This is a genomic window from Actinoplanes subtropicus (assembly GCF_000721705.1).
Taxonomy (GTDB): Bacteria; Actinomycetota; Actinomycetes; order Mycobacteriales; family Micromonosporaceae; genus Actinoplanes; species Actinoplanes subtropicus.
Genome location: NZ_JOJL01000005.1, coordinates 31,124 through 52,062 on the forward strand (window position 1 = coordinate 31,124; position 20,939 = coordinate 52,062).

The window sequence follows — 20,939 nt, forward strand, 5'->3', positions numbered from 1 at the left end:
GGGACACCGACAGTCTTTCCCGCCAACCGCCCCACCGAGGCAAAAACGGCTCTGTTTAGCGGTGCTCAGGTGAGCCGGAGCAAAACTAACTGGACCTAACCCATCGTCCCCGGCAGGTTGAGACGCATGCTCTACGTCCCCGTCATCACCCCGTTCGACACCGACGGCACGGTGGCCTGGCCGGCCCTGGAGGCCCTCGCCCACGACCTGCTCGCCGACGGCGCCACCGGCCTGGTCGCGCTGGGCACCACCGGCGAGCCGTCGTCGCTGACCGCCGACGAGCGCCGCGACGTGCTCGACCTGCTGGCCGCCGTCTGCCGCGAGCACCAGGCCCCGCTGATCGTCGGCGCCAACGACCCCGACCAGCTGCGCGTGCTCGCCGACCGGCCCGCGGTGACCGCCGCGCTCAGCCTCGTCCCGCCGTTCCTGCGCCCCGGCGAGGAGGGCGCGATCGCCCACCTGCAGGCGTTGGCCGCCCAGTCCCCGGTGCCGCTGGTCGTCTACCACGTCCCGTACCGCACCGCCCAGCCGCTCACCGCTGCCGCCCTGCACCGCCTGGCCGCCACCCCGAACATCACCGGCATCAAGTTCGCCCCCGGCGTCATCGACCCCGGCGTGGTCGCGTTCCTCGCCGCCCCACCCACCGGCTTCACCGTCCTGGCCGGCGACGACGTGCTGCTCGCCCCGCTGCTGGCGCTGGGCGCACACGGCGGCATCCTGGCCTCCGCGCACGTCGGGACCGCCGCCTACGCCCGACTGGTCACCGCCTGGCGGACCGGCGACCTCCCCGTCGCGCGCCCGCTCGGGCAGCGCCTGGCCGGCCTCTCCGCCGCCCTGTTCGCCGAGCCCAACCCCACGGTGATCAAGGCCGTGCTGCACGCCGACGGCCGCATCCCGACTCCGCAGGTCCGCCTGCCGCTGCTGCCCGCGGCCCCCGAGTCACTCCAACAAGTTCTAGATCAAATTCCCGAGATCGTACGGTGGGGACAGGTCCCCGCTGCGCGGGACGGCCTGGGTGCCACACCGGCCCCGACCCCGGCCGCCGGGCGGGCCCAGCCCAAGACCCCCGGACTACCGGTCCGCTAGCTCAGCGCGGACCGCCAGGAACGGGGGCAGCCCCACCCGCGGCTGCCGCTCGGCCAGGCGCCGGCCCGGTGGCGGCTCGGCGACCAGCTCGATCACGAAACCGTGCTCGGCCAGCACCATCAGATATGCCGACAGCGTGCGACGGTGGTTGCCGGCCCGCCGTACGCCGGAAGGATTCGCCGACCGCCAGAAGCCCTCAGCGAGGTAGTCCCCGACGACCCGGCGGCTCACCCGGCCCGCGCCGTTGTTCAGCGACCGCCCGGCGGTGACCCGGTCGCACGCGTGACGATCCCCTCGCCACACCCGAGATCCACCACCCGGGAGATCCGGTTGCAGCGCGGCCGGGAGGGCGTCGCGGGCGAAGTCGTGCGGTGGCGAGCCGCCGCTCAGCCGGGCCGCGTACCAGTCGGCGATCGTGTCCCCGGTATGCATTGTCTCGATCGGCGGCTCCATCGGGTGCGGCACATGCTGCCGTTTGAACGGCACCCGTAGCCTGTTGAGGTGTTCGCTGCGGAAGCGCCGAAAGTCACCGATTGGATGCAGGGCCTCGGCACCGTCGGGGCCCTGCTCGTGTCCCTCATCGCGCTCTGGTTCACGGCCCTGCTGTACCTGCATGAGGTCCGGATCCGCCGGGAGGAGAAGGCCGACGCCGACGCCGCCCAGGCTCGTCTGATCTTCGGCCGGGTGGTGGAGTTCCGCGCTCCGGCCGAGATGCTCAGCAGCGTGCGGTACGAGGTGGCCAACCACAGCTCGGCGCCGATCTTCCAGCTCTCGGCCGAGGTCGCCACCCCGTCACGGGACACCGTGCGCGGCGGCACGGAACATGACGGGCTCGTCGGCCATCCGGTCCTTGATCTGGTTGCCGATCAGCCCGTCCCGGTCGGCGGCGGGACGACCATTCAGGACCTGGCGCTCACCATCGATTTCACGGACGCGGCGGGGCTGCGGTGGCGGCGTACGGGCCGGGACGCACCCGTCCGCATCCTCGGCGCTGCTTTGCCCGGCACGGACTCGCGGCCCATTCTCGCGCTGACCGCGGTAACGCTCAGCGTGCTGGGCATCGTACTGACCCTCATCGCCCTGTTCGGCTGAGCCTCCCGGAGGAGACCGTGCGCTACTCGACGATCGTGGCTCGGCTCAACGGATTCGACACCCCGGTTTTCGGTCGCACGCTGACACCGTCCGACCAGGAGCGGGCCACGGTCCGCGGGCTGATCGCGTTCCTGGAGGATCGCCGCGCCCTGTACGAGAGCCCGGATCGGGAGGTGACCGACGACCTGATCGGGTCGGTCGCACAGATCCGGCAGCGCCTGAACGAGCTGTTGACGACCGGCGAGCTGCCGGAGACGATCGCCGAGCTTCTGCGGCCGATCCGAGCCGCGTGCCGGGACTTCCTCAGCGCGGCGCAGATCGGCGAGGCCGATGCTCAGGCGCTAATCGATCCGTCCGATCCGGAACGGGTCCGGGTGCTCCGGCCCCGGGCGTACTTCCAGCTCAAGGGTCTGCGCGACACCGCGGGCTTCGCCATCGGTCTGCTGGCGGTCCGTTACGGAATCGACGTGGAGGACCAGATCGGCGACCTGATTCCCGACACGTACGCCTAGCCGGTCACGTACTCGGCCACCTCGACGGCCAGTTCCAGCGGCACCCGGGTCAGCGGGTCCTCCCTCCCGGCCCGGTCGAGCAACGCGGCACGCAGGGAGGTCGTTCCGAACCGGCGGGCGGCCAGCGCCGCGATGGCGACTATGTCCACGTCGCCGACCTCGACCGGCGAGGCGGCGTTGAACCACAGGTACTCGTTCGCCATCGCCGAGTTGATCGCGGTCGCGTACGAGGCCGCCATCGCGTCGAGGTGCCGCGCGACGACCTCGAGCCCGGTGTCGTCGCCGGCCATCAGGTGCAGCGCTACGTCCCAGTAGATCCGCAGCGGCATCCCGAGCGCGCCGATCGGAACGACCCCGAGGCGGTGGGCCGAGCCCTGTGCGTACTCCCGGATCGCCGCGGAATCCTGGTCGCCGGCCAGAGCGAGCAACAGGTAGGCCTGTTGCTGCGGGTGCAGCAGCGGGGACGAGGTGGTCGCGCTGTTCTCCGCGTCGGGCAACGGGCGTCCGGCCAGCACCCGGATCAGCTGGTCACGCCGCAGCGTCCGGGTTCCCGGCCGCAGATCACGCGGCCGGAGCGCGGCCAGCAGGTAGGTGCCGAAGCCATGGCCGAGCTGATCCCAGATCCGGGCCGAGCGGATCAACAGCTCCACGGCTCGCGCCGAATCGAGGATCATCGCCCATTGGCCGGCGGAACGCAGCGCCGAGGCCGCCTCGATCAGACCGGCCTGTCGACCGGAATCGGTCTCCCCGCGCCGGCGGGCCAGGTTGGCGTAGGACTCGTAGAAGTCCGTCATCGTGCCGATGCGGTCGGCGGAGAGCTGGAGTGCGTCGAGGTGTGCCGCCGACATCTCAGATCAGCTCCCGGACGTTACTCAGCGTCTCCGGCGGGGTGAACGCGGGGTTCTGGTGAGTCCAGCTCCGCCGGAAATCCTTGGCGGCCCGGTCCCACACCCACTTCTCGCACCGCTGGATGTGGTTCACCGGAATCACCACTTTGGCGGTTACCTCGCCCTCGTTCTGGAACGCCGAGTAGGCCCGGTACGTGTTGAGATCGCGCACCTCCTCGGCGACGCCCTCCACCTCGACTGCGGCCCGGGGGCCGACGATCACCCAGCACCAGTAGAGGTACCCGACGTTCTGCTTGCCGAAGCGGGTGCCGTAGAGAAGGGCGGTCTCCAATGCCGGATGTACTTCGTTCGTCCTGGCCGCCATGTCGCGCGAGATCGTCCCGCAGGCGATCGAGATGAACGGCGTGACCTCCGAGAACGGCCGGCCGGTCAGCGGATCGCGGGAGCTGAAGTGGTTGACGTGCATGTCGAGGGCGGCCGGAGTGAGCTTCTTCGACTTGTCCGCCTGGGAAATCGATCTGGTATCGCTCCACCAGTTGCAGACGATTCCCACGTGCGAGTCGATGATCCGCTCAGCCGAAGCGTCGTCGGGTAGCCACAAACCCTTGATCCCCCATTGCACGATCATGACGCGGATACTACGGACTCCCCCGCCGGGTACGAATCCGTCAAAGGACCCAGTGCTTCCGGGCTTGGCGGGTTTCCTCCCGGCGGCAAGAACCTCGCGGTGGCGCCGATGCCGGCCGGCAAATCGTCCACCTCGTTCATCGGCGGCGGCAACATCGCCGTCTTCAAGGACGCGAAGAACCGGGACGCCGCATGGAAGTTCCTGGCCTGGCTGAGCAAACCTGAGGTTCAGGTGAAGTGGTATCAGACCGTCTCCGACCTGCCGGCCGTGCAGTCGGCGTGGACCGATCCGGCATTGACCGGCGACAAACTCCTTCAGGTCTTCGGCGAGCAGCTGAAATCGGCGAAGGCCCCGCCGCCGTACCCGACCTGGGAGCAGGTCTCCGCGGTGCTGGACACCGAGGTGGAGAAGGTCTGCATCGGCGGCGAGGATCCGGCGGCCGCGCTGAAGAAGGTGCAGCAGCAGGCCGACGCCATCGGCACCGGGCTCTGACATGGCCGTGCAGCAGGCGGTCCGGGCGGGCGCGCGGCACGCGTCCGCCGAGGCCCGGCCGGGCGCCCGCAAGTGGCGGCGGGCGGTGACCGGGTGGTCGTTCGCGGCGCCGTTCACGCTGTTGTTCGTCGTGTTCGCGCTGCTGCCGGTGGTGGCGTCGCTGCTGATGAGCGTCACCGACATGCGCTCGACCGATCTGCGGCACCCGTTCGCGGTCAATTTCGTCGGCCTGAACAATTACACCCGGCTGTTCGAGGATGCGCTGTTCCGGCGGGCCGCGGTGAACACGGCGATCTTCGTGGTCGTCGGGGTGCCGCTGACGATTCTGGCCGCGCTCGCCGCCGCGAACGCCGTCAATTCCGGGCTGATCCGGCTGCGCGGGCTGTTCCGGGTCGGGTTCTATCTGCCGGTGGTGACCAGCATCGTGGCGATCGCGGTGGTGTGGCGGTTCCTGCTCGACCCGGACGCCGGGCTGGTCAACAATCTCCTCGCCCAGGTGGGCATTCAGGGGCCGGCCTGGCTGCAGGACCCGCACACCTCACTGGGATCGATCATCGTGATGGCGACCTGGCGGAATTTCGGGTCGCTCATGGTGATTTTCCTGGCCGCGCTGCAGGGTATTCCGCTTGACCTGTACGAGGCGGCGACGCTGGACGGCGCGGGGCGATGGCAGCAGTTCCGCCGGGTGACGCTGCCGTTGATGCGGCCGGCGCTGCTGTTCGGGGCGGTCATCACCGGGATCGGCTATCTGCAACTGTTCGAGGAGCCGCTCGTCATGACGCAGGGCGGGCCGTTGTCGTCGACGCTGTCGGTCTCGTACCACATCTACCACCAATTCGGTTTCGGCAATTACGGGTACGCGTCGGCGGCCGCCTACGTTCTGTTCATCGCCATAGTCGCGCTGTCGGCCCTCCAGTTCCGGCTCCTGGGAGCGCGCGATGCTGACTAGACGCGACATTGTTGGCCGATCTGTCCTCTATTTCGTGCTGTTTGGTGGCCTGGCGGTCGTCGTCGGACCGTTCCTGTGGATGCTGCTGTCCTCGTTCAAACCGGAGAGCGAGATCCGCTCGGTGCCGCCGACCTGGTGGCCGAGCCACTGGACGCCGGCGCACTACCACGACCTGTTCGCCCGGCTCGACTTCCCGCGCTACTTCCTCAACTCGGTGATCGTGGCGGTGCTGGTCACGGCCGGGAACCTGCTGTTCTGCTCGCTCCTGGGATACGCCCTCGCGAAGCTGAACTTCCCTGGCCGCAAGGCGCTGTTCCTGATCGTCCTGGGCATGCTGATGGTGCCCGGCATGGTCCTGTTCGTGCCGCAGTTCGTGCTCGTCTCGAACCTGGGGCTGGCCAACTCGTACGCCGGCCTGGTCCTGCCGTTCCTCGCCGGACCGTTCGGCGTGTTCCTGATGCGGCAGTTCCTGCTGTCCGTCCCCGACGATCTCATCGAGGCGGCCCGGGTCGACGGCGCCGGCGAGTGGCGGATCTTCTGGCGGATCGTGCTGCCGCTGTGCCGGCCGGCCCTCGCGACGCTGGGCATCCTGACGTTCCTGGCCTCGTGGAACAACTTCCTGTGGCCGCTCGTGGTGGCCACCACCGACGACAAGTACACGCTGCCGGTCGCGCTGGCGCTCTACAGCATCGGGCAGAACCGCATCTACTTCGGGCTGCTGCTGGCCGGCGCCGTGGTGGTCGTGCTGCCGGTGCTGATCGTCTTCCTGGTGCTGCAGCGGCAGTTCCTGCGCGGCATCGCCACGACCGGTCTCAAGTGAGGGGATGTTCCCGTGCTACGACGCCTCCTGGCCACCCTCCTGCCCGCCGCCCTGGTCCTGGGATTCATGACCGCGGCAGGTCAACATCCGTTGCTTGCGTACGCTAGGGACACGTGGCGTTCGCTGACCGCCATGGCCGACCCGTCCACGGGCCTGGTAGCCGACAACATCTCCGGCGATCTATCCGTCAAATCGGCCTATACGTCCCCGACCAATATCGGCGGCTATCTCTGGTCGGCCGTCGTGGCCCAGTCCCTGGGGCTGATCTCGTCGCGCGAGGCCGTCGCGCGCGTCGACAAGACCCTCACCACGCTATCCGCACTGAAAAAGCACGAAAAGTCGGGCATGTACTACAACTGGTATGACCCGCACACCGGGGCGGTCCTGACCACCTGGCCCGACGACGGTTCCACGATCACGCCCTTCCTGTCCAGCGTCGACAACGGCTGGCTGGCCGCCTCACTCCGCGTGGTCGAGGGCGCGCTACCGTCCCTGCGCGGCAAGGCCGACCGCATCCTGCGCGCGATGAACTTCGGCTTCTACTACAACCCGGACGCCACCACCGCGGCCGGCACCAAGGGCCTGATCGCCGGCGGCTTCTGGGACACCCCGCCACCCGGCTGCTCACTGCCCCGCGACGGCGTCTGGTTCACCTGCAACCACTACGACATCACCGTCACCGAGCCGCGGATCGCCACCTACCTGGGCATCGGCGCCGGCCAGATCCCGCCGGCCGCGTACTTCACCACCATGCGCACCCTGCCCGACACCTGCGACTACTCGTGGCAGGAGAGGGAACCGCACGGCTTCCCCACCACCCACCTCGGCGTGCCCGTCTACGAGGGCTCCTACCGCTACCGGGGCATCACCTTCGTGCCCAGCTGGGGCGGCGACATGTTCGAGGCGCTCATGCCCGACCTGTTCGTCCCCGAGGAGACCTGGGGCCCGGCCAGCTGGGGCCGCAACCACCCGGCCACCGTCGCCGCACAGATCGAGCACGGTCTCCACGACGCCAAGTACGGCTACTGGGGATTCTCTCCGGCATCGAACCCGTTCGGCGGTTACTCCGCGTGGGGCGTCGACGCGATGGGCATGGACACCGACGGCTACCCCTCCGACGTGCAGGGCGGCAAGTACGACGCCGGCTTCGGCACCTGCCGCCCGCCCGGGCCGCCCGCCGTCTACGGCGACGGCGTGGTCACCCCGCACGCCGCGTTCCTCGCCCTCCCCTACGCACCCCAGGCCGCGATCGACAACCTCGCCAAACTCAAGACCCATTTCGACGCGTACGGCAAGGGTGGCTTCTACGACGCGATCGCCGTGCGCTCCGGCACCGTGGCCAAGCGATACCTGTCCCTGGATCAGGCCATGACCATGGGCGCCCTCGGCAACGTCCTGTCCCACGACGTGCTGCGCCGCGCCTTCGTGACTCCTCAGTTCGAACGCGTGATCCGCCCGCTGCTGGCCCAGGAGACCTTCAACGTGCCCGCCGGCCAGCCCCTCCCCCAGGTCGGCGGCGGAAGCCGATGACGCCGCCCGTGTCGCCGCCCGGGTTGCTGCTCTTCCCGCCGCCCGGGTTGCCGCTCTCCCCGCCGCCCGGGTTGCCGCTCTCCCCGCCGCCCGGGTTGCCGCTCTCCCCGCCGCCCGGGTTGCCGCTCTCTCCGCCGGATGGGAGCCGCCGATGACGATCGAGGAGCAGGCCCGGCAGCGCTGGGCCCAGTTGATGGGCGGGGGCGGCGCCCAGGACCGCACCCCCGGCACCTCGGTCGCCGCCGACCTCCCGGCCCCCGACGGCGTGTCGGCGGTGGCCGGCCGGGGCCAGGTAACCGTGTCCTGGTCCCCGGTTCCCGGCGCGATCGGCTATGCGGTGCACCGCTCCGCCTCCCGCGAGGGCCCCTTCGAGGTGGTGGACCACGGCGGCGGCGACGTCCTGGCCGTCCCGCACGGCCCCTACGCGGACACCACTCCCGCGCACGGCGGCTGGTATGCCGTGGCCGCCCTGCAAACCGTCAACGCGATCGGTCCGCTCTCCGCCCCGGTCCCGGTCACCGCCCCGCCAGTCACCCGCCCGCCCGGCGGCGCCCTGCCCGGCGGCGGCGCCCCACCCGGCGGCGGTCCGCCCGATTTATCCGGCAAGTCCGGCGAGGTGACCGTCGAGCTCGGCGAAGGCACGGCCCCGCTCCCCCGGATCTGGCAGGAGATGGTCGGCTCCGAGCACCTGAGCCACCTGCTCTCCCCCGACCTCACCGGCGGCCGCCCGATCGGCCCCGAACTGCGCGAGGCCCTCCGCCGCGTCCACGACGACCTGGGCATCCGCTCCGTCCGCGCGCACGCCATCCTCGGCGACGACCTCGGCGTCTACCGCGAGCACGAGAACACCCCCGAATACCACTTCGACCGGGTCGACCAGGTCTACGACACCGTCCTCGACCTCGGCATGACCCCGGTCGTCGAGTTCGGCTACATGCCCCGCGACCTCGCCGCCGACCCGTCCCGCACGGTCTTCACCTACCGGGGCGGCATCTCCCCGCCCAAGGACTGGTCCCGCTGGCACGACCTGATCCGCGCGTTCACCGCCCACCTGGCCGACCGCTACGGCCTCGACGAGCTGCGTTCCCGCTGGCGGTTCGAGGTGTGGAACGAGCCGAACCTTTCGGTCTTCTGGTCCGGCACCCCCGCCGACTACTGGCGGCTCTACCGGCTCACCGCCCACGCCGTGAAATCCGTCGACCCGGCCCTGCGGGTCGGCGGCCCGGCCACCGCCGCCGTCGGCTGGATCGACGACCAGGTCCGCGCCGACGCCCCCACCGACTTCCTCTCCACCCACGTGTACGGGACACTCCCCCTCGACCTGCGCCCCTGGGCCGGCGGCCGCCCGATCCTGTGGACCGAGTGGGGCGTCACCGCCACCCACGGCAGCCCCCTCAACGACTCGGTGTTCGCCGCCGCGTTCCTGCTCAAGGGCATGCACTCGGCGGCCGGCCGGCTCGACGCCCTCGCCCCGTGGGTGGCCTCCGATCACTTCGAGGAGCTCGGCCGCCCGCCCCGCCTCTGGCACGGCGGCTTCGGCCTGCTCACCGTCGGCAACCTGGCCAAGCCGAAGTTCTGGGCCCTGTGGCTGGCCCAACGCCTCGGCGACACCCAGCTCCCGGTAACCCTCACCGGCGACGGCGCCGGCAGCCTGGTCGAGGCCTGGGCCTCCCGCTACCCCGACGGCGGCCTCGGCCTCCTGCTCTGGAACAGCACCCTCGACCACGGCAAGGTCACCGGCAACGCCGCCCTGGCCCGGCTGATCCGCTTCACCCCGCCACTACCCACCCCACACACCCTGCGCCTGTGGCGAATCGACACCGACCACGGCAACCCCGCCACCCACTGGCACGGCGCCGACTGGCCCACTCCCCAGGAATGGACCGACCTGCACGCCGGCGACCGCCTCGACGAGGCCCAGCCCCCACGCCGCGTGACCCCCGGCGAGGAACTGGTCCTGGCCCTGCCCAACCCCGGCATAGCCTTCCTCGAACTACGTCCGGAAGAGCCGACGGCATGACCACGACGACGAGACCAAGGCGCCTGTGGAGCCGCTGTCGCATGCTCGTCGCCGAGCAGACGCCACTTTCGCCAGCGCGGATCCGTTCGACGATAGGTCGGTAGGGTCGCGGACCGTGGATGCTCAAACCGAGGAACTGCGTCACGCGCACGACGTGCTCGCCGACTGGTATGCCGAACGCCTGGCCGGACTTCTGGAGTCGATGCCGATCGAGCGCGCGATGCTCGACCTGTTCAGCGAACTGACCCTCGCCGCGGGCAGGGGCGCCGAGGTGGCCGACGTGGGCTGCGGGACCGGTCGGCTCATGCCGTACCTGGCCTCGCGCGGCCTTTCCCCGCGTGGCGTCGACCTGTCCCCTGGCATGATCGAGGTCGCTCGCCGTGACCACCCGGCGTTCCCGTTCGAGGTGGCCGACCTGCGCGACCTGCCGTTCCCGGACGCCTCGCTGGCCGGCGTGGTGTGCTGGTACTCGCTGATCTTCCTGACACCGCCGACCCGGGCGGTCGCGTTCGCCGAACTCGCGCGGGTCCTGCAACCGGGCGGGTATCTGGTGACCGCGTTCAAGGACGGCGACGGTCAGCACCGTCGTGGCGGGCGGTCCGCCGGATTGGGCGTGGAGTTCGACTCGTACTGGTTGCCCGCCCGGGAGATGCTGGACCTGGCCGCCGGCGCCGGCCTCGACCTGGTGTTCCACGGCAGCCGCCCGCCCGAGGAATCGGAAATCTGCCCGCAGGGCTACCTCCTGTTCCGCAACGCTTGACGCGCCCATGCGCGTTCGTGCGCGGCGATGCTGCGGCCTACCGGAGGTCGGCCGGCGTCGGTGCGGGCGGTGTCGGTGCGGGCGGCAACGCCTGCGCCGCGCACCGCCGGGGCGGGGCCGTCGGCGTAGCGGGTCTCGGCGCGCTCGAGCCCTGCCGGCCGGGTAGGTTCTGGCCCGTGCGGAACTGACGGCCGAGCCGCACGGCTGCCCACCGCCGGCATGCTCCACCAGCGACACGCCCACCGCCGGCACGCCCACCAGCGGCACGCCCGGTCAGCGGCGCCCGGTCAGCGGCGCCCGGTCAGCGGCGCCCGGCGTCGATCGGCCGCAACACCCCGCCGGAGTCGACCGCCCGCGCCGGCCCGCCACCCTCGACCGGCCGCGGCGAGCCGACCGGATCGGCCGGGCGCCACCCCCGGCTACGCCCCCGCCGCACGATCAGCGCGGCCGCCGCCAGCAGCAGCACCAGCGCCGCGCCGGCCGCCGCGAACCACAGCGCCATCTGCCGCGACTGCTCCCGTCGCTCGGCCAGCGCCACCGCGGCCGGATCGTTCGGGTGCATGACCTGCGGCGCGACCGGCGCCCGGGAGGCCGGCCCGAGCGACTCGGTCAGCGCCCGGTACGGGTTCAGCAGCCCCGCGCCATACTCCTTCGGCCCGCCCGGCGCCGGATCCGCCGTCGCCTGCAGCCGCCGCCGCACCTCGCCGGGCCCTATCCCCGGGAACCGCTCGAGCAGCAGCGCCGCCGTCGCCGAGACGAACGGCGCCGAGAAACTGGTGCCCTGATCGGTCAGGTTCCCCGCGCCGCGGTTCGCGACCGTCACGTTCACCCCGTACGCGGAGATCGACAGGAAGGCGCCGCGCTGCGAGAACTCCGCCCGCGTCCCATCCGGCCCGACCGCCGCCACCGCGATCACCCCCGGCACCGCGGCCGGCCAGGTCGGCACGTCCTCCCCGTCCTTGCCGTGGTTACCGGCCGCGGCCACCACCACGACCCCGGCCTCGAGCGCCCGCCGGACCGCCGCGTCGACCAGCTCGTTCTCCCGGGTCATCACGAGCGACAGGTTGATCACCTGGACGTGGGCGCGCCGCACGGCGAAGTCGATCGCCGCGGCGAACCGGGCCGGCGAGCCGGGATCGCCGGACGTGTTGCCCTCGGCATCCTCGGTCTGCTCGCTGATCCGGATCGGCACGATCCTCGCCCCCGGCGCCAGCCCCTGGAACCCCGTGTCGCCCGCCGGGGTGGCCGCGATCAGGCTGGCCACCGCCGTGCCGTGGCCGATGCAGTCCTGCCGGCCGTTCGGATCGTTGCGCAGGAAGTCGGCGCCGGTGAGCACCTGACCCTGCAGCTGCGGATGGGTGGGGTCCACCCCGGAGTCGATCACCGCGACCCGGATGCCCTTGCCGGTGGCCAGCGGGGCGAGCCGCTGCGGCGCATACACCGCATCCTCGGCCGGGGTGCCCTTGAACACCGACGCCCTGGCCGGCTCGGTCTGACACGCCGCCGCCTGGGCCGGCGCGGGCGCCACCAGCACGGCGGACACCGCCACCACCGCGGCCGCCCGGCGAGGCCAGCGCATCGACAACACCCCCGTCTCCAACGATTCGGATGGATGGTACCGAGGGGCTGCGACAGAATCCGCCCGCGCCCACCCACCGACCACAAATACAGGCTGGACAACTTTTGTTTTCGGTGAGAGGCTCACCCCATGCACGACGTAGCCGTCATCGAAGACCCCGCCGCCGCCGAGGTCTCCCTCGACCCCATCCGCAGCCGCCTGCTCGCCGAACTGGCCCAGCCCGGCAGCGCCACCATGCTCGCCGGCAAGGTCGGCCTGCCCCGCCAGAAAGTCAACTACCACCTGCGCACCCTCGAACAACACGGCCTCATCCACCTCGTCGAGGAACGCCGCAAGGGCAACGTCACCGAACGCATGATGCAGGCCACCGCCGCCTCCTACGTCATCTCCCCCGCCGCCATGGCCGCCGTCGCCCCCGACCCCGGCCGCGCCCCCGACCGGCTCTCCGCCCGCTGGCTGCTCGCCCTCGCCGGCCGCCTCGTCCGCGACGTCGGCGCCCTGATCACCGGCGCCACCCAGGCCCAGCAACGCGTCGCCACCTACGCCCTGGACGGCGAGATCCGCTTCGCCACCCCCGACGACCGCGCCGCCTTCGCCGCCGAACTGACCGACAGCGTCACCCAACTCATCTCGAAATATCACTCCGAAACCGGACGCAAACACCGCCTCGTCCTCGCCGTACACCCCGCCCTCGATTCCCTGGAGAAGTGACCATGGGCAAGGAATTCGAGACCCACCTCGACGCCACCGTCACCGCCACCCCCGACCAGATCTGGGACGCCATCGCCACCGGCCCCGGCATCTCCACCTGGTTCGTCGGCCGCACCGAGATCGACAACGGCGAGGTCCGCACCGCCTTCGGCGACAACTGGATCCCGGCCGGCACGATCAAAATCAACAACAGACCACACCATTTCGCGTACGGGTCGGAGCCCGCCCCCGACGGCCGGTTCATCGCCTACGACTACCTCGTCGAGGGCCGCGACCAGTCCGGCACCACCCTCCGCGCGGTCACCAGCGGCTTCCTCCCCGGCGACGACTGGGCCGACGAATACGAAGCCATGCGATACGGCACCCAGCTCTTCTTCGCCACCCTGGTCGAATACCTCCGCCATTTCCCCGGCCGCCCCACCACCCCGGTCACCGCCTTCGGCCCGCCGGTCACCGACTGGCCCGCCGCCTGGACCGCCCTGCACAAGGCCCTCGGCCTGAACCCGTCACCCCAGCCCGGCGACGAACTCCCCGGCGGCGGCCAGGTCTACTTCACCAACCCGCACACCCTCGGCCTGCGTACGCCCACCGGCCTGTACCGCTACATCCGCGGCCTCCACGGCGCCTTCGTCGCCAGCCACGCCCTCACCGCCCCCGACACCACCGACTGGGCGGCCTTCCTCGCCCAGTTCTGAAGGCCGCCCAGCTCTGAAGGGAATGCCCCGACATGTCCACTGTGACCTCCGCCGACGGCACCACCATCGCCTACGAGACCACCGGCACCGGCCCCGCCCTGATCCTCGTCGACGGCGCCATGTGCCACCGCGACTTCGGCCCCGCCCGCGCCCTCGCCGCCGCCCTCGCCGACACCCTCACGGTCCACTTCTACGACCGGCGCGGCCGCGGGGAGAGCGGCAACACCCTCCCCTGGTCCGAGGACCGCGAGATCGACGACCTCGCGGCGATCCTGGGAGCCGCCGGCGGCGAGGCCGCCCTCCTGGGACAGTCCTCCGGCGCCGTCCTCGCCGCCGACGCCGCGAACAAACTCCCCGGCATCACCCAACTGGCCCTCTACGAGCCCCCGTTCATCGTCGACGTCACCCGCGCCCCGCGCGAGGACACCTTCGTCGCCGACACCGAGGACCTGATCGCCCGCGACGACCGCTCCGGCGCCCTCAAGAAGTTCATGAAGCACGTCGGCATGCCCGCCGCGATGGTGCACATCATGGCCCTGACCCCGCCCTGGAAGAAACTCAAGGCCGTCGCCCCGACCCTCCCGTACGACCTGCGGATCCTCGGCGACACCGGCCGCGGCGTCCCGCTGGACCCGGCCCGCTGGTCGAACGTCACCGCCCCCGCCCTGGTCATGGACGGCGGCAAGAGCCCGCAGTACATGCGCAACGCCGCCAAGGCCCTCAGCGAGGCGCTGCCCAAGGCCCAGTACCGCACCCTCCCCGGCCAGACCCACATGGTGAAGGCGGCCGCCCTCGCCCCCGCGGTCAAGGAGTTCCTGACCGCCCGCTGAGCCGAAATTCAAAGGCGGGTAGTCGTTGATTCCTTTTTGGTTTTGACCTTTCTCTGTGTTGTGACCGGGTGACGTGGCGCACGTCGCGTAGAGCATCCTAGGATGATGGTGCCCGGGAAGTTGCCGCCGGTGTGGTGGCGCCTCCCGGGCAGCCCGCGCGCCTAGGGTGAACAGGCGATGAGCGACAACGACGCCCCCACCGACAACGAGACCCGCCCCTGCGCCCACTGTGGACGCCCCGTCCCCCAGCGGGCCTCGGCCGGCCGCCCGTTCCGCTACTGCCGGGACAACGACGGCGAGTGCCAGCGCGCCTCCCGCAACAGCAGGATGCGGCACCGCTCCTCCCCCGGCCTGGCCGGCCAGGTCGCCCGCACCTGGGAGATCGTCGACCGCCTCGACCAGCTCGTCGGCTCGCTCTCCGAGGCACTGCACTCCGAACTCTCCCCCGCCGGCGTCGAACGCCAACTGGCCGAACTACGCGCCGAGACCTCCGGCCAGATCGCCGCCGCCCACACCGAACGCGACGACGCCCGCCGCGACGCCGAGCGAGCCGCTACCGCGGTGGCCAACGCCCAGCAGCTGACCGCCGCCGCCGTGGCCGAACGCGACGAGGCCCGCCACCAGGCCGAGGAGTCCGAACGCCGGGCCACCGCCGCCACCGAGAGCGCCGCCCGCGCGAACACCGAGCGCGACGAGGCCCGCCGCGAGACCACCAAGGCAACCGCCCTGCGCGAACGAGCCGAGTCCGAACGAGACGCCGCCCGAGCCGAACTGACCGAGACCCGCGAAGCCGCCCGAGCCGAACTCACCGAAGCCCGCGAGGCGGCTCGAGCCGAGCTCACCGAACTGCGCGAGGCCGCCCGAGCCGAACTGGCCGCCACCCGCGAGGAACTCGCCACCGCCCAGGCCGACCTCCAGCAGGCCCGCCGCGACCGCGACACCATCGAGCGAGAGCTGGCCGCGGCCGTCGACGAGGCCCAGTCCGCCGCCGCCCGCGCCGACGAGCTGAGCCGCACGGTCGACACCCTCAAAACCGCCCGGCAAGACCTGACCGACCAACTCACCGCCGCAACCAGAACCACCGAGGCCGTACGCCGGGAGGCAGCCACCGCCCGCACCACCGCCGACGCGGAGCTCACCAGCCTGCGCCAGGCCCTGGCCGAGGCCACCACCGAGCGAGACACCCTGCGCCAGGCCCACGAGACCCTGACCCGCGCCGCCCACCAGGCCGCCCAGGACCGAGCCGACCTGGAACGCCGCCTGACCACCGCCCGCGCGGACGCCGAGGCAGCCCAGTCCCGCGCCACTCAGCTGACCGCCCAGGTAAGCGACCTGGCCTCGGCCCTGGCCTCGCTCGGCGGCGCCCGCCCCACCCCGCAGCCCCGAGCCGAAGCCACCACCTGACCCCGGCCAACGCAGCCCCGCGAAAGCGCTCAGCCAACGCAGCCCCGCGAAAGCGCTCAGCCAACACACCCCGCGAACGCGCTCAGCCAACACACCCCGCGAACGCCGGCAGCCAGCGTGGCCGCGTCGAAGCCACGCGCCAACGCCCCCACTCAGCGCGGCCGCGTCCCATCCGCCACCTGACACCAGCCGAGCGAGCCGGTGCCACCGGCCGACGCGGCGGCGCCGTCAGTCGTCGGTTCGGCTGGCGGCGCGGCTGCCCACGATCCCGCCGACGACGGCAAGCACCGCCATCGCGAGGGCACCGACCACGATCACCCCGTCGACGTCGCTCCCGCGCACGAAGAGCCCCACCACACCGGCCACCATCGCCGCGAGCCCGCCCAGGGTGACCGCCGGCCCGGCCGCCCGGTTGCCGGCCGCGAAGGCGCGCTCACTCCGCATGGTGCTCGCCGTCCGCACCCCGGCAAGCCGGTTACGCGGCAGCCGCCCAACCCAGCCCAGCACCCCACTCACGGCAACCAGGGCACCCGCAACGATCACCACGACCGGTCCGATCACGGCAGGCCCTTCTTCCGTTCGCGACTGACCCCACCAGTCTCTTCCCCGGCGCCGGCGCCGGGGGCAAGGACAGCGGCGGCACGTAGTGACGCCAGGCACTTCCTCTAGGCATCCTAGGATGAAGCCGGTCCGGGCGAGGCGGGCGAAGCCCGCGAGCCCGAAGCGCCACGACGGGTCAGCCCGGCGGCCGGGTGACAGGCCCGGCCATGCAGCATGCAGATCCGCTGAACCGGGGACTGGTGCCGACCCGTACATCCAAGGCAGCAGGACCAGGACGACTGGAGAAACCACCCGAGCCAGGGACCCGCCCGGAAGGACCGAAAGAGGCCTGTGAACGCGCTTGGACACGCAAAAATGGCCGCCCCGGAGCGGGACGGCCATTTCACCAAGCCAGCTGGTCAGCGGCCTCGACGGGTCCGCACCTCTTGGAGGCGTTCGTTGAGGATGTCCTCCAGCTCCGAGATCGAACGGCGCTCGAGGAGCATGTCCCAGTGGGTGCGCGGCGGCTTCGCCTTCTTCTGCTCGGGCTCGCTGCCGTCCACCAGGCGGGCGACGCTGCCGTCGAACTTGCACTCCCAGGTGGTGGGCACCTCGGCGTCGACGGCGAACGGCACCTCGAACTGGTGGCCCTTGACGCACAGGTACTCTCGGGTCTGCCGGGGAGCCAGCTCGGTGTTGCGGTCGGACTCGTAGCTGACTGCGCCAAGACGGCTGCCGCGCAGCATGCGTTCGCCCATGATCGGCTTTCCCCTCGCTCGTGGTGCTGCTTCCGTTGGTGTAACGAAAGGCGCGGCCGTGGGATTCCACGGTCGCCAAGGCTCCGGACCACCGTTGTGACGGCAGTGTTAACGCTACGAGCGTAACCGGACCCCGCATGTTCCCGTCGGCGCAGACCCCCGCCGAAGTGGACCTTGGTCCACTTTACGGGACTATGGGTGTTCTGCGGGTGGTGCGACGTCGGTCACTCGGCCGGTTACCCGGCAATCCGCCGCCCGATTCGCCGGGCCGACGCCAGTTGTTCGTCCGGTGGTCATCGAATCTGAGATGTCTCTCTCAGCGGAGCACCTCGCCCTCGATGACCTCGCCCTCGATCGCGGCGCTCGGCTGGGCGGCGGGCGACGGCTGGGCGGCGGGCGACGGCTGGGCGGGGACGACCACGACCGGGTCGCCGCGGCGGACCTTGACCTTGCGCGGGCCGAAGAGGTCGCCGGCGACCAGCGGGTCGATGCGGCGCGCGGCGAAGCTCTCCACGCCGCGCCGGGCGACGCCGCGGAACGGCGGGACCAGCAGCAGCAGGCCGGCCAGGGAGGTCAGGTAGCCGGGCGCCGCCAGCAGCAGCGCGCCGCCGAGGCCGACCAGCGAATTGGTCACCTCGGGGCCGGGCGGGCGGCCCTCGTCAGCGGCGGCGCGGAACGCCCGCCAGCCGCGGATGCCCTCGCGGCGCAGCAACGCCATGCCGGTCAGGGTGAAGACGGCGAGCAGGAGCAGGGCCCAGCCGCCACCGATCGCGTGGGCGACCGCCAGGAACACCGCCACCTCGGCCACGACCAGGGCGGCGAGCGCCAGCGGCAGCAGGGCAAATCCTCGACGCTGCATGTGAGCCTCCGGTGTCACGCCAACCGATCCAGCATGACACGCGGGCACCCGGTCACGGCCAGGTCGAACCCGGGCGCGACTTGCGGCCGAGCATCCGCAGCAGCCCGTCGCGGCGCGCCTGCACCCCCCACACGGTGACCCTGAGCAGCTGTTCCTTGAAAATGTTGCCGCTCATCTTGCTGACGCCGTGTTCGCGCTCGGTGAACGTGATGGGCACCTCGGTCATCCGGAAACCGTTCCGGTACGACCGCCAGGCGAGCTCGACCTGGAACGAATACCCGGTGGAGGCGATGGTGTCGACGTTGATCGCGTCGAGCACCGGCATCCGGTACGCGCGGTAGCCGCCGGTCGCGTCGCGGAACGGCATGCCCAGCGCCATCCGGATGTAGATGTTGCCGCCGCGGGAGAGCACCAGCCGGTGCGCCGGCCAGTTGTGCACGCTGCCGCCGGCGATGTAGCGGGTGCCGAGCACCGCGTCGTGGTCCTTGAGCGCGTCGAGCAGCAGCGGCAGCTCCTCGGGGGCGTGCGAGCCGTCCGCGTCCATCTCGACGACCGCGTCGTAGCCCTTGTCCTTGGCCCAGGCGAAGCCGGCCTTGTACGCCGCGCCCAGCCCCTCCTTGCCGGCCCGGTGCAGCACGAAGATGTGGTCGTCGGCGAGCGCGAGCTCGTCGGCGATCCCGCCGGTGCCATCGGGTGAGTTGTCGTCGGCGACGAGGATGTCGATCGCGGGCACCGCGGCCCGGACCCGTCCGGTGATCATCCGGATGTTGTCGGCCTCGTTGTAGGTCGGGATGACCACGAGCACCCGTCCAACTCCCGGGTAGCCCTCCGCCTCGCTCACCTTGCCTCCGCCTCGTCGGTACCGTCGATGCTGGTCTCACGCCGGCCGCGCCGCAGGACGAACGCGGTGGCCAGGGCGGCCACCGCCAGGACGACAGCCGCGATCTCGGGCAACACACCCAAGCGAGTGGCCAGCGTACGCGACGAACTCAGGTGCATGGCACGCACCTTCACCGCCGCGGTGTCGAATCCGGTCTCCTGATGGACGCTGCCGTAAACGTCGACGAAGCCGGAAACGCCCACGGTGGAGACCATCAGGGAGTCGCGCCCGTGCTCGACCGCGCGCAGCCGCACCATCGCCATCTGCTGCTTCGCCTCGGCCGCGTTGAAGGTGGCGTTGTTGGTCTGCACGGCGAGGACCTGGCCGCCGCCGGTGACCGTGTCGCGGACGATGCCGTCGTAGGCGACCTCGAAACAGATGACGTCGCCGAGGGTCAGCGGCCCGGTCCGCAGCACGCCCGGCCGGGTGCCGGAGAGCATGTTGCGCACCAGGTCGACCTTGTCGGACACCAGCCGGGCGATCGAGCGCAGCGGCATGTACTCGGCGAACGGCACCGGGTGACGCTTCACGTACTGCTGGGTCGGGTCGGGGCCGGCGCCGGGCACCCAGAGCAGGCCGGCGTTCTTGATGTCGTTCGGGTTGCCGGTCCGCAGCACGGCGCCGACCAGGATCGGCGCCTTGATCGCGTCGGCCGCCGCGGAGATCTCGTCGGCCGCGTCCTGGTTGCGCAGCGGGTCGATGTCGCTGGAGTTCTCCGGCCAGACCACCAGGTCGGGCTGTTTCTGCTGGTGGGCGGCGACGTCGGCGGCCAATTGGCGGGTGGCCTTGACGTGGTTGTCGAGGACCGCGCGACGCTGCGCGTTGAACTCGAGGCCGAGCCGGGGGACATTGCCCTGGACGATCGCGACGATCTTCGTCGGGCCGCCGTCGCCGCCGAGCGGGATGGCCCGTGGCGCGATGATCAGGGCGAAGGCGATCACGAGCAGCAGGATCACCGGCTCACGCCACGGCTTGCGGCGATCGAGCCCGGCCAGCGCCAGCCAGGGCTTGCGGCGCTCCGCACGGGACAAAGCGCGCCATGCCGGAAAAATTGCGTAATAGAGGCCGGCCAGCGCGCCGGCGGCGGCGGCGACACCGAAGGTCACCGCCGGGGCGCCGCCGAGCGCGGCGAGCCGCAGCACGGGCGCGTCGCCCTGGCTGAACGCCAGCCGGCCCCACGGGAAGCCGCCGAACGGGGCCCGGTCGCGCAGCGCCTCCTGGGCGACCCAGAGCAGGCCGAGCAGCGGCGGCCAGAGCAGCCCGCGATACCGGTCGAGCAGCGGCCGCAGCCAGGCGGTGGCCAGCCCGGTGAGGCCGAAGAAGACCGCCTCGGCGGTGGACAGCAGAGCCCAGGGCAGCCAGCCGGCCGCGAAGCTGGTCCAGTGCAGCAGCGGGTAGAACAGCACCACCCCGGCCAGGAAGCCGAGGCCGAACCCGGCGCGCAGGCGGCGCCGGTGGGTGGCGACCGCGAGCAGCGCCACCCCGGCGACGGCGAGCGGCCACAGGTCGAACGGCGGAAGCGCGAGCAGCAGAGCGGCGCCGGCGGCGGCCGAGAGCAGCAGGGCCGTCCGGAGGCCCACCGGCGCGGGCGGCTCGGCAGGCGGGCTGGCCTGCGGCGCGACCGGGGGCTGCAACGTCATTTCCACGCGCGGAAGGCTACCGGTCCCGGCTGGGAACGGAAGAGGCGCGGCCGGGACAGCGGCCGCGCCTCTGGTGCTCCTTCGCCTCCCGGGCACGGGCGGCGGGCCAACGGGACGTCGCGGACGCCTTCGGACCGACCCGCCGCGGGCTGGCTGCCCTCGTCGTGCCGTTGTCTACTGGCGCCGTTCCCTACCCGTGCCCCGTCGACGGTCAGATCGGTCGACTGCCGCCCCGCCGACCCCCACCCACTGGACCTGGCTGAACGCGCGACCCCTGCGAGGACTGCGGCCAGTGGGTAGAGGAAC

At 71.6% G+C, this 20,939-nt stretch carries 22 protein-coding genes; 13 read left to right on the top strand and 9 right to left on the bottom strand.

The window, feature by feature from the left end:
- Window positions 1–126: 126 nt before the first annotated feature.
- Window positions 127–1,086 carry a dihydrodipicolinate synthase family protein gene (locus IH26_RS0108760; RefSeq protein ID WP_084598744.1) on the top strand — a complete coding sequence of 320 codons (960 nt, stop codon included), beginning with the start codon at window positions 127–129 and terminating at the stop codon, window positions 1,084–1,086.
- Here the strand turns inward: IH26_RS0108760 and IH26_RS0108765 are convergent.
- Window positions 1,072–1,518, bottom strand: a complete 447-nt coding sequence (locus IH26_RS0108765; protein WP_157437118.1) for a hypothetical protein — start codon at window positions 1,516–1,518, stop codon at window positions 1,072–1,074. The two genes, IH26_RS0108760 and IH26_RS0108765, sit on opposite strands and share 15 nt — an antisense overlap.
- 69 nt (window positions 1,519–1,587) lie before the next feature.
- On the opposite strand from IH26_RS0108765, the gene IH26_RS0108770 reads away from it, so the two are divergent.
- Both IH26_RS0108770 and IH26_RS0108775 read left to right on the top strand, forming a co-directional pair.
- A complete protein-coding gene (locus IH26_RS0108770; RefSeq protein WP_157437119.1) occupies window positions 1,588–2,178 on the top strand; it encodes a hypothetical protein in 591 nt (196 codons plus the stop codon).
- A 17-nt stretch (window positions 2,179–2,195) separates the two neighbouring features.
- Complete coding sequence (locus IH26_RS0108775; protein WP_030435629.1) at window positions 2,196–2,690, top strand: DUF6650 family protein; 495 nt, start codon at window positions 2,196–2,198, stop codon at window positions 2,688–2,690.
- Here IH26_RS0108775 and IH26_RS0108780 read toward each other — a convergent pair.
- Together IH26_RS0108780 and IH26_RS0108785 are read right to left on the bottom strand one after the other, a co-directional pair.
- Window positions 2,687–3,538, bottom strand: coding sequence for a hypothetical protein (locus IH26_RS0108780; RefSeq protein WP_030435630.1), 852 nt, complete (start codon window positions 3,536–3,538; stop codon window positions 2,687–2,689). The two genes, IH26_RS0108775 and IH26_RS0108780, sit on opposite strands and share 4 nt — an antisense overlap.
- A gap of 1 nt (window position 3,539) precedes the next feature.
- A complete protein-coding gene (locus IH26_RS0108785) occupies window positions 3,540–4,166 on the bottom strand; it encodes a hypothetical protein (protein WP_157437120.1) in 627 nt (208 codons plus the stop codon).
- Here IH26_RS0108785 and IH26_RS0108790 point away from each other — a divergent pair.
- From IH26_RS0108790 to IH26_RS0108815, 6 genes are all read left to right on the top strand, one after another.
- Window positions 4,155–4,658 (top strand): extracellular solute-binding protein, encoded by a 504-nt coding sequence (locus IH26_RS0108790; RefSeq protein WP_281179715.1) that lies wholly within the window; start codon window positions 4,155–4,157, stop codon window positions 4,656–4,658. The two genes, IH26_RS0108785 and IH26_RS0108790, sit on opposite strands and share 12 nt — an antisense overlap.
- Window position 4,659: 1 nt before the next feature.
- Entirely contained in the window at window positions 4,660–5,607 is a 948-nt protein-coding gene (locus IH26_RS0108795; RefSeq protein WP_030435633.1) for a carbohydrate ABC transporter permease, read from the top strand.
- Between the two features lie 34 nt (window positions 5,608–5,641).
- Window positions 5,642–6,427: a carbohydrate ABC transporter permease gene (locus IH26_RS0108800; RefSeq protein WP_245665047.1), complete on the top strand. Its 786-nt coding sequence runs from the start codon at window positions 5,642–5,644 to the stop codon at window positions 6,425–6,427.
- A 12-nt stretch (window positions 6,428–6,439) separates the two neighbouring features.
- Window positions 6,440–7,957 (top strand): glucoamylase family protein, encoded by a 1,518-nt coding sequence (locus IH26_RS0108805; RefSeq protein WP_245665049.1) that lies wholly within the window; start codon window positions 6,440–6,442, stop codon window positions 7,955–7,957.
- 151 nt (window positions 7,958–8,108) lie between these two features.
- Window positions 8,109–9,977 (top strand): GH39 family glycosyl hydrolase, encoded by a 1,869-nt coding sequence (locus IH26_RS0108810; protein WP_034214316.1) that lies wholly within the window; start codon window positions 8,109–8,111, stop codon window positions 9,975–9,977.
- A 115-nt stretch (window positions 9,978–10,092) separates the two neighbouring features.
- Window positions 10,093–10,737: a class I SAM-dependent methyltransferase gene (locus IH26_RS0108815; protein WP_030435636.1), complete on the top strand. Its 645-nt coding sequence runs from the start codon at window positions 10,093–10,095 to the stop codon at window positions 10,735–10,737.
- Between the two features lie 301 nt (window positions 10,738–11,038).
- On the opposite strand, the gene mycP is transcribed toward IH26_RS0108815, so the two are convergent.
- On the bottom strand, window positions 11,039–12,316 hold the full coding sequence (gene mycP, locus IH26_RS0108820; protein ID WP_084598745.1) for a type VII secretion-associated serine protease mycosin: 1,278 nt from the start codon (window positions 12,314–12,316) through the stop codon (window positions 11,039–11,041).
- A gap of 129 nt (window positions 12,317–12,445) precedes the next feature.
- On the opposite strand from mycP, the gene IH26_RS63850 reads away from it, so the two are divergent.
- The 4 genes from IH26_RS63850 (at window position 12,446) to IH26_RS0108840 (ending at window position 15,956) form a co-directional block, all read left to right on the top strand.
- Complete coding sequence (locus tag IH26_RS63850; protein ID WP_030435638.1) at window positions 12,446–13,027, top strand: winged helix-turn-helix domain-containing protein; 582 nt, start codon at window positions 12,446–12,448, stop codon at window positions 13,025–13,027.
- A gap of 2 nt (window positions 13,028–13,029) precedes the next feature.
- Window positions 13,030–13,722 carry an SRPBCC family protein gene (locus IH26_RS0108830; protein ID WP_030435639.1) on the top strand — a complete coding sequence of 231 codons (693 nt, stop codon included), beginning with the start codon at window positions 13,030–13,032 and terminating at the stop codon, window positions 13,720–13,722.
- A 32-nt stretch (window positions 13,723–13,754) separates the two neighbouring features.
- Complete coding sequence (locus IH26_RS0108835; RefSeq protein ID WP_030435640.1) at window positions 13,755–14,552, top strand: alpha/beta fold hydrolase; 798 nt, start codon at window positions 13,755–13,757, stop codon at window positions 14,550–14,552.
- 177 nt (window positions 14,553–14,729) lie between these two features.
- Window positions 14,730–15,956 (top strand): coiled-coil domain-containing protein, encoded by a 1,227-nt coding sequence (locus IH26_RS0108840; protein WP_030435641.1) that lies wholly within the window; start codon window positions 14,730–14,732, stop codon window positions 15,954–15,956.
- A gap of 228 nt (window positions 15,957–16,184) precedes the next feature.
- On the opposite strand, the gene IH26_RS61235 is transcribed toward IH26_RS0108840, so the two are convergent.
- The 5 genes from IH26_RS61235 to lnt all read right to left on the bottom strand — a co-directional run bounded on the left by IH26_RS61235 (window position 16,185) and on the right by lnt (window position 20,633).
- Window positions 16,185–16,517, bottom strand: coding sequence for an SdpI family protein (locus tag IH26_RS61235; RefSeq protein ID WP_051807799.1), 333 nt, complete (start codon window positions 16,515–16,517; stop codon window positions 16,185–16,187).
- 398 nt (window positions 16,518–16,915) lie between these two features.
- A complete protein-coding gene (locus IH26_RS0108850; RefSeq protein ID WP_020517072.1) occupies window positions 16,916–17,254 on the bottom strand; it encodes an RNA polymerase-binding protein RbpA in 339 nt (112 codons plus the stop codon).
- A gap of 316 nt (window positions 17,255–17,570) precedes the next feature.
- Window positions 17,571–18,113, bottom strand: a complete 543-nt coding sequence (locus tag IH26_RS0108855) for an FxsA family protein (RefSeq protein ID WP_030435642.1) — start codon at window positions 18,111–18,113, stop codon at window positions 17,571–17,573.
- A gap of 52 nt (window positions 18,114–18,165) precedes the next feature.
- A complete protein-coding gene (locus tag IH26_RS0108860) occupies window positions 18,166–18,954 on the bottom strand; it encodes a polyprenol monophosphomannose synthase (RefSeq protein WP_030435643.1) in 789 nt (262 codons plus the stop codon).
- Entirely contained in the window at window positions 18,951–20,633 is a 1,683-nt protein-coding gene (lnt, locus tag IH26_RS0108865) for an apolipoprotein N-acyltransferase (RefSeq protein WP_030435644.1), read from the bottom strand. Before lnt ends, IH26_RS0108860 begins: the two co-directional genes overlap by 4 nt.
- Between the last annotated feature and the right edge of the window lie 306 nt (window positions 20,634–20,939).

Excerpts from the sequence above, each read along its gene's own strand:
- IH26_RS0108760 (WP_084598744.1), top strand. The coding sequence starts at position 127 with ATGCTCTACGTCCCCGTCATCACCCCGTTCGACACCGACGGCACGGTG.
- IH26_RS0108765 (WP_157437118.1), bottom strand. The coding sequence starts at position 1,518 with ATGCATACCGGGGACACGATCGCCGACTGGTACGCGGCCCGGCTGAGC.
- IH26_RS0108780 (WP_030435630.1), bottom strand. The coding sequence starts at position 3,538 with ATGTCGGCGGCACACCTCGACGCACTCCAGCTCTCCGCCGACCGCATC.
- IH26_RS0108785 (WP_157437120.1), bottom strand. The coding sequence starts at position 4,166 with ATGATCGTGCAATGGGGGATCAAGGGTTTGTGGCTACCCGACGACGCT.
- IH26_RS0108795 (WP_030435633.1), top strand. The coding sequence starts at position 4,660 with ATGGCCGTGCAGCAGGCGGTCCGGGCGGGCGCGCGGCACGCGTCCGCC.
- IH26_RS0108810 (WP_034214316.1), top strand. The coding sequence starts at position 8,109 with ATGACGATCGAGGAGCAGGCCCGGCAGCGCTGGGCCCAGTTGATGGGC.
- mycP (WP_084598745.1), bottom strand. The coding sequence starts at position 12,316 with ATGCGCTGGCCTCGCCGGGCGGCCGCGGTGGTGGCGGTGTCCGCCGTG.
- IH26_RS63850 (WP_030435638.1), top strand. The coding sequence starts at position 12,446 with ATGCACGACGTAGCCGTCATCGAAGACCCCGCCGCCGCCGAGGTCTCC.
- IH26_RS0108830 (WP_030435639.1), top strand. The coding sequence starts at position 13,030 with ATGGGCAAGGAATTCGAGACCCACCTCGACGCCACCGTCACCGCCACC.
- IH26_RS0108835 (WP_030435640.1), top strand. The coding sequence starts at position 13,755 with ATGTCCACTGTGACCTCCGCCGACGGCACCACCATCGCCTACGAGACC.
- IH26_RS0108840 (WP_030435641.1), top strand. The coding sequence starts at position 14,730 with ATGAGCGACAACGACGCCCCCACCGACAACGAGACCCGCCCCTGCGCC.
- IH26_RS0108850 (WP_020517072.1), bottom strand. The coding sequence starts at position 17,254 with ATGGGCGAACGCATGCTGCGCGGCAGCCGTCTTGGCGCAGTCAGCTAC.
- IH26_RS0108855 (WP_030435642.1), bottom strand. The coding sequence starts at position 18,113 with ATGCAGCGTCGAGGATTTGCCCTGCTGCCGCTGGCGCTCGCCGCCCTG.
- lnt (WP_030435644.1), bottom strand. The coding sequence starts at position 20,633 with ATGACGTTGCAGCCCCCGGTCGCGCCGCAGGCCAGCCCGCCTGCCGAG.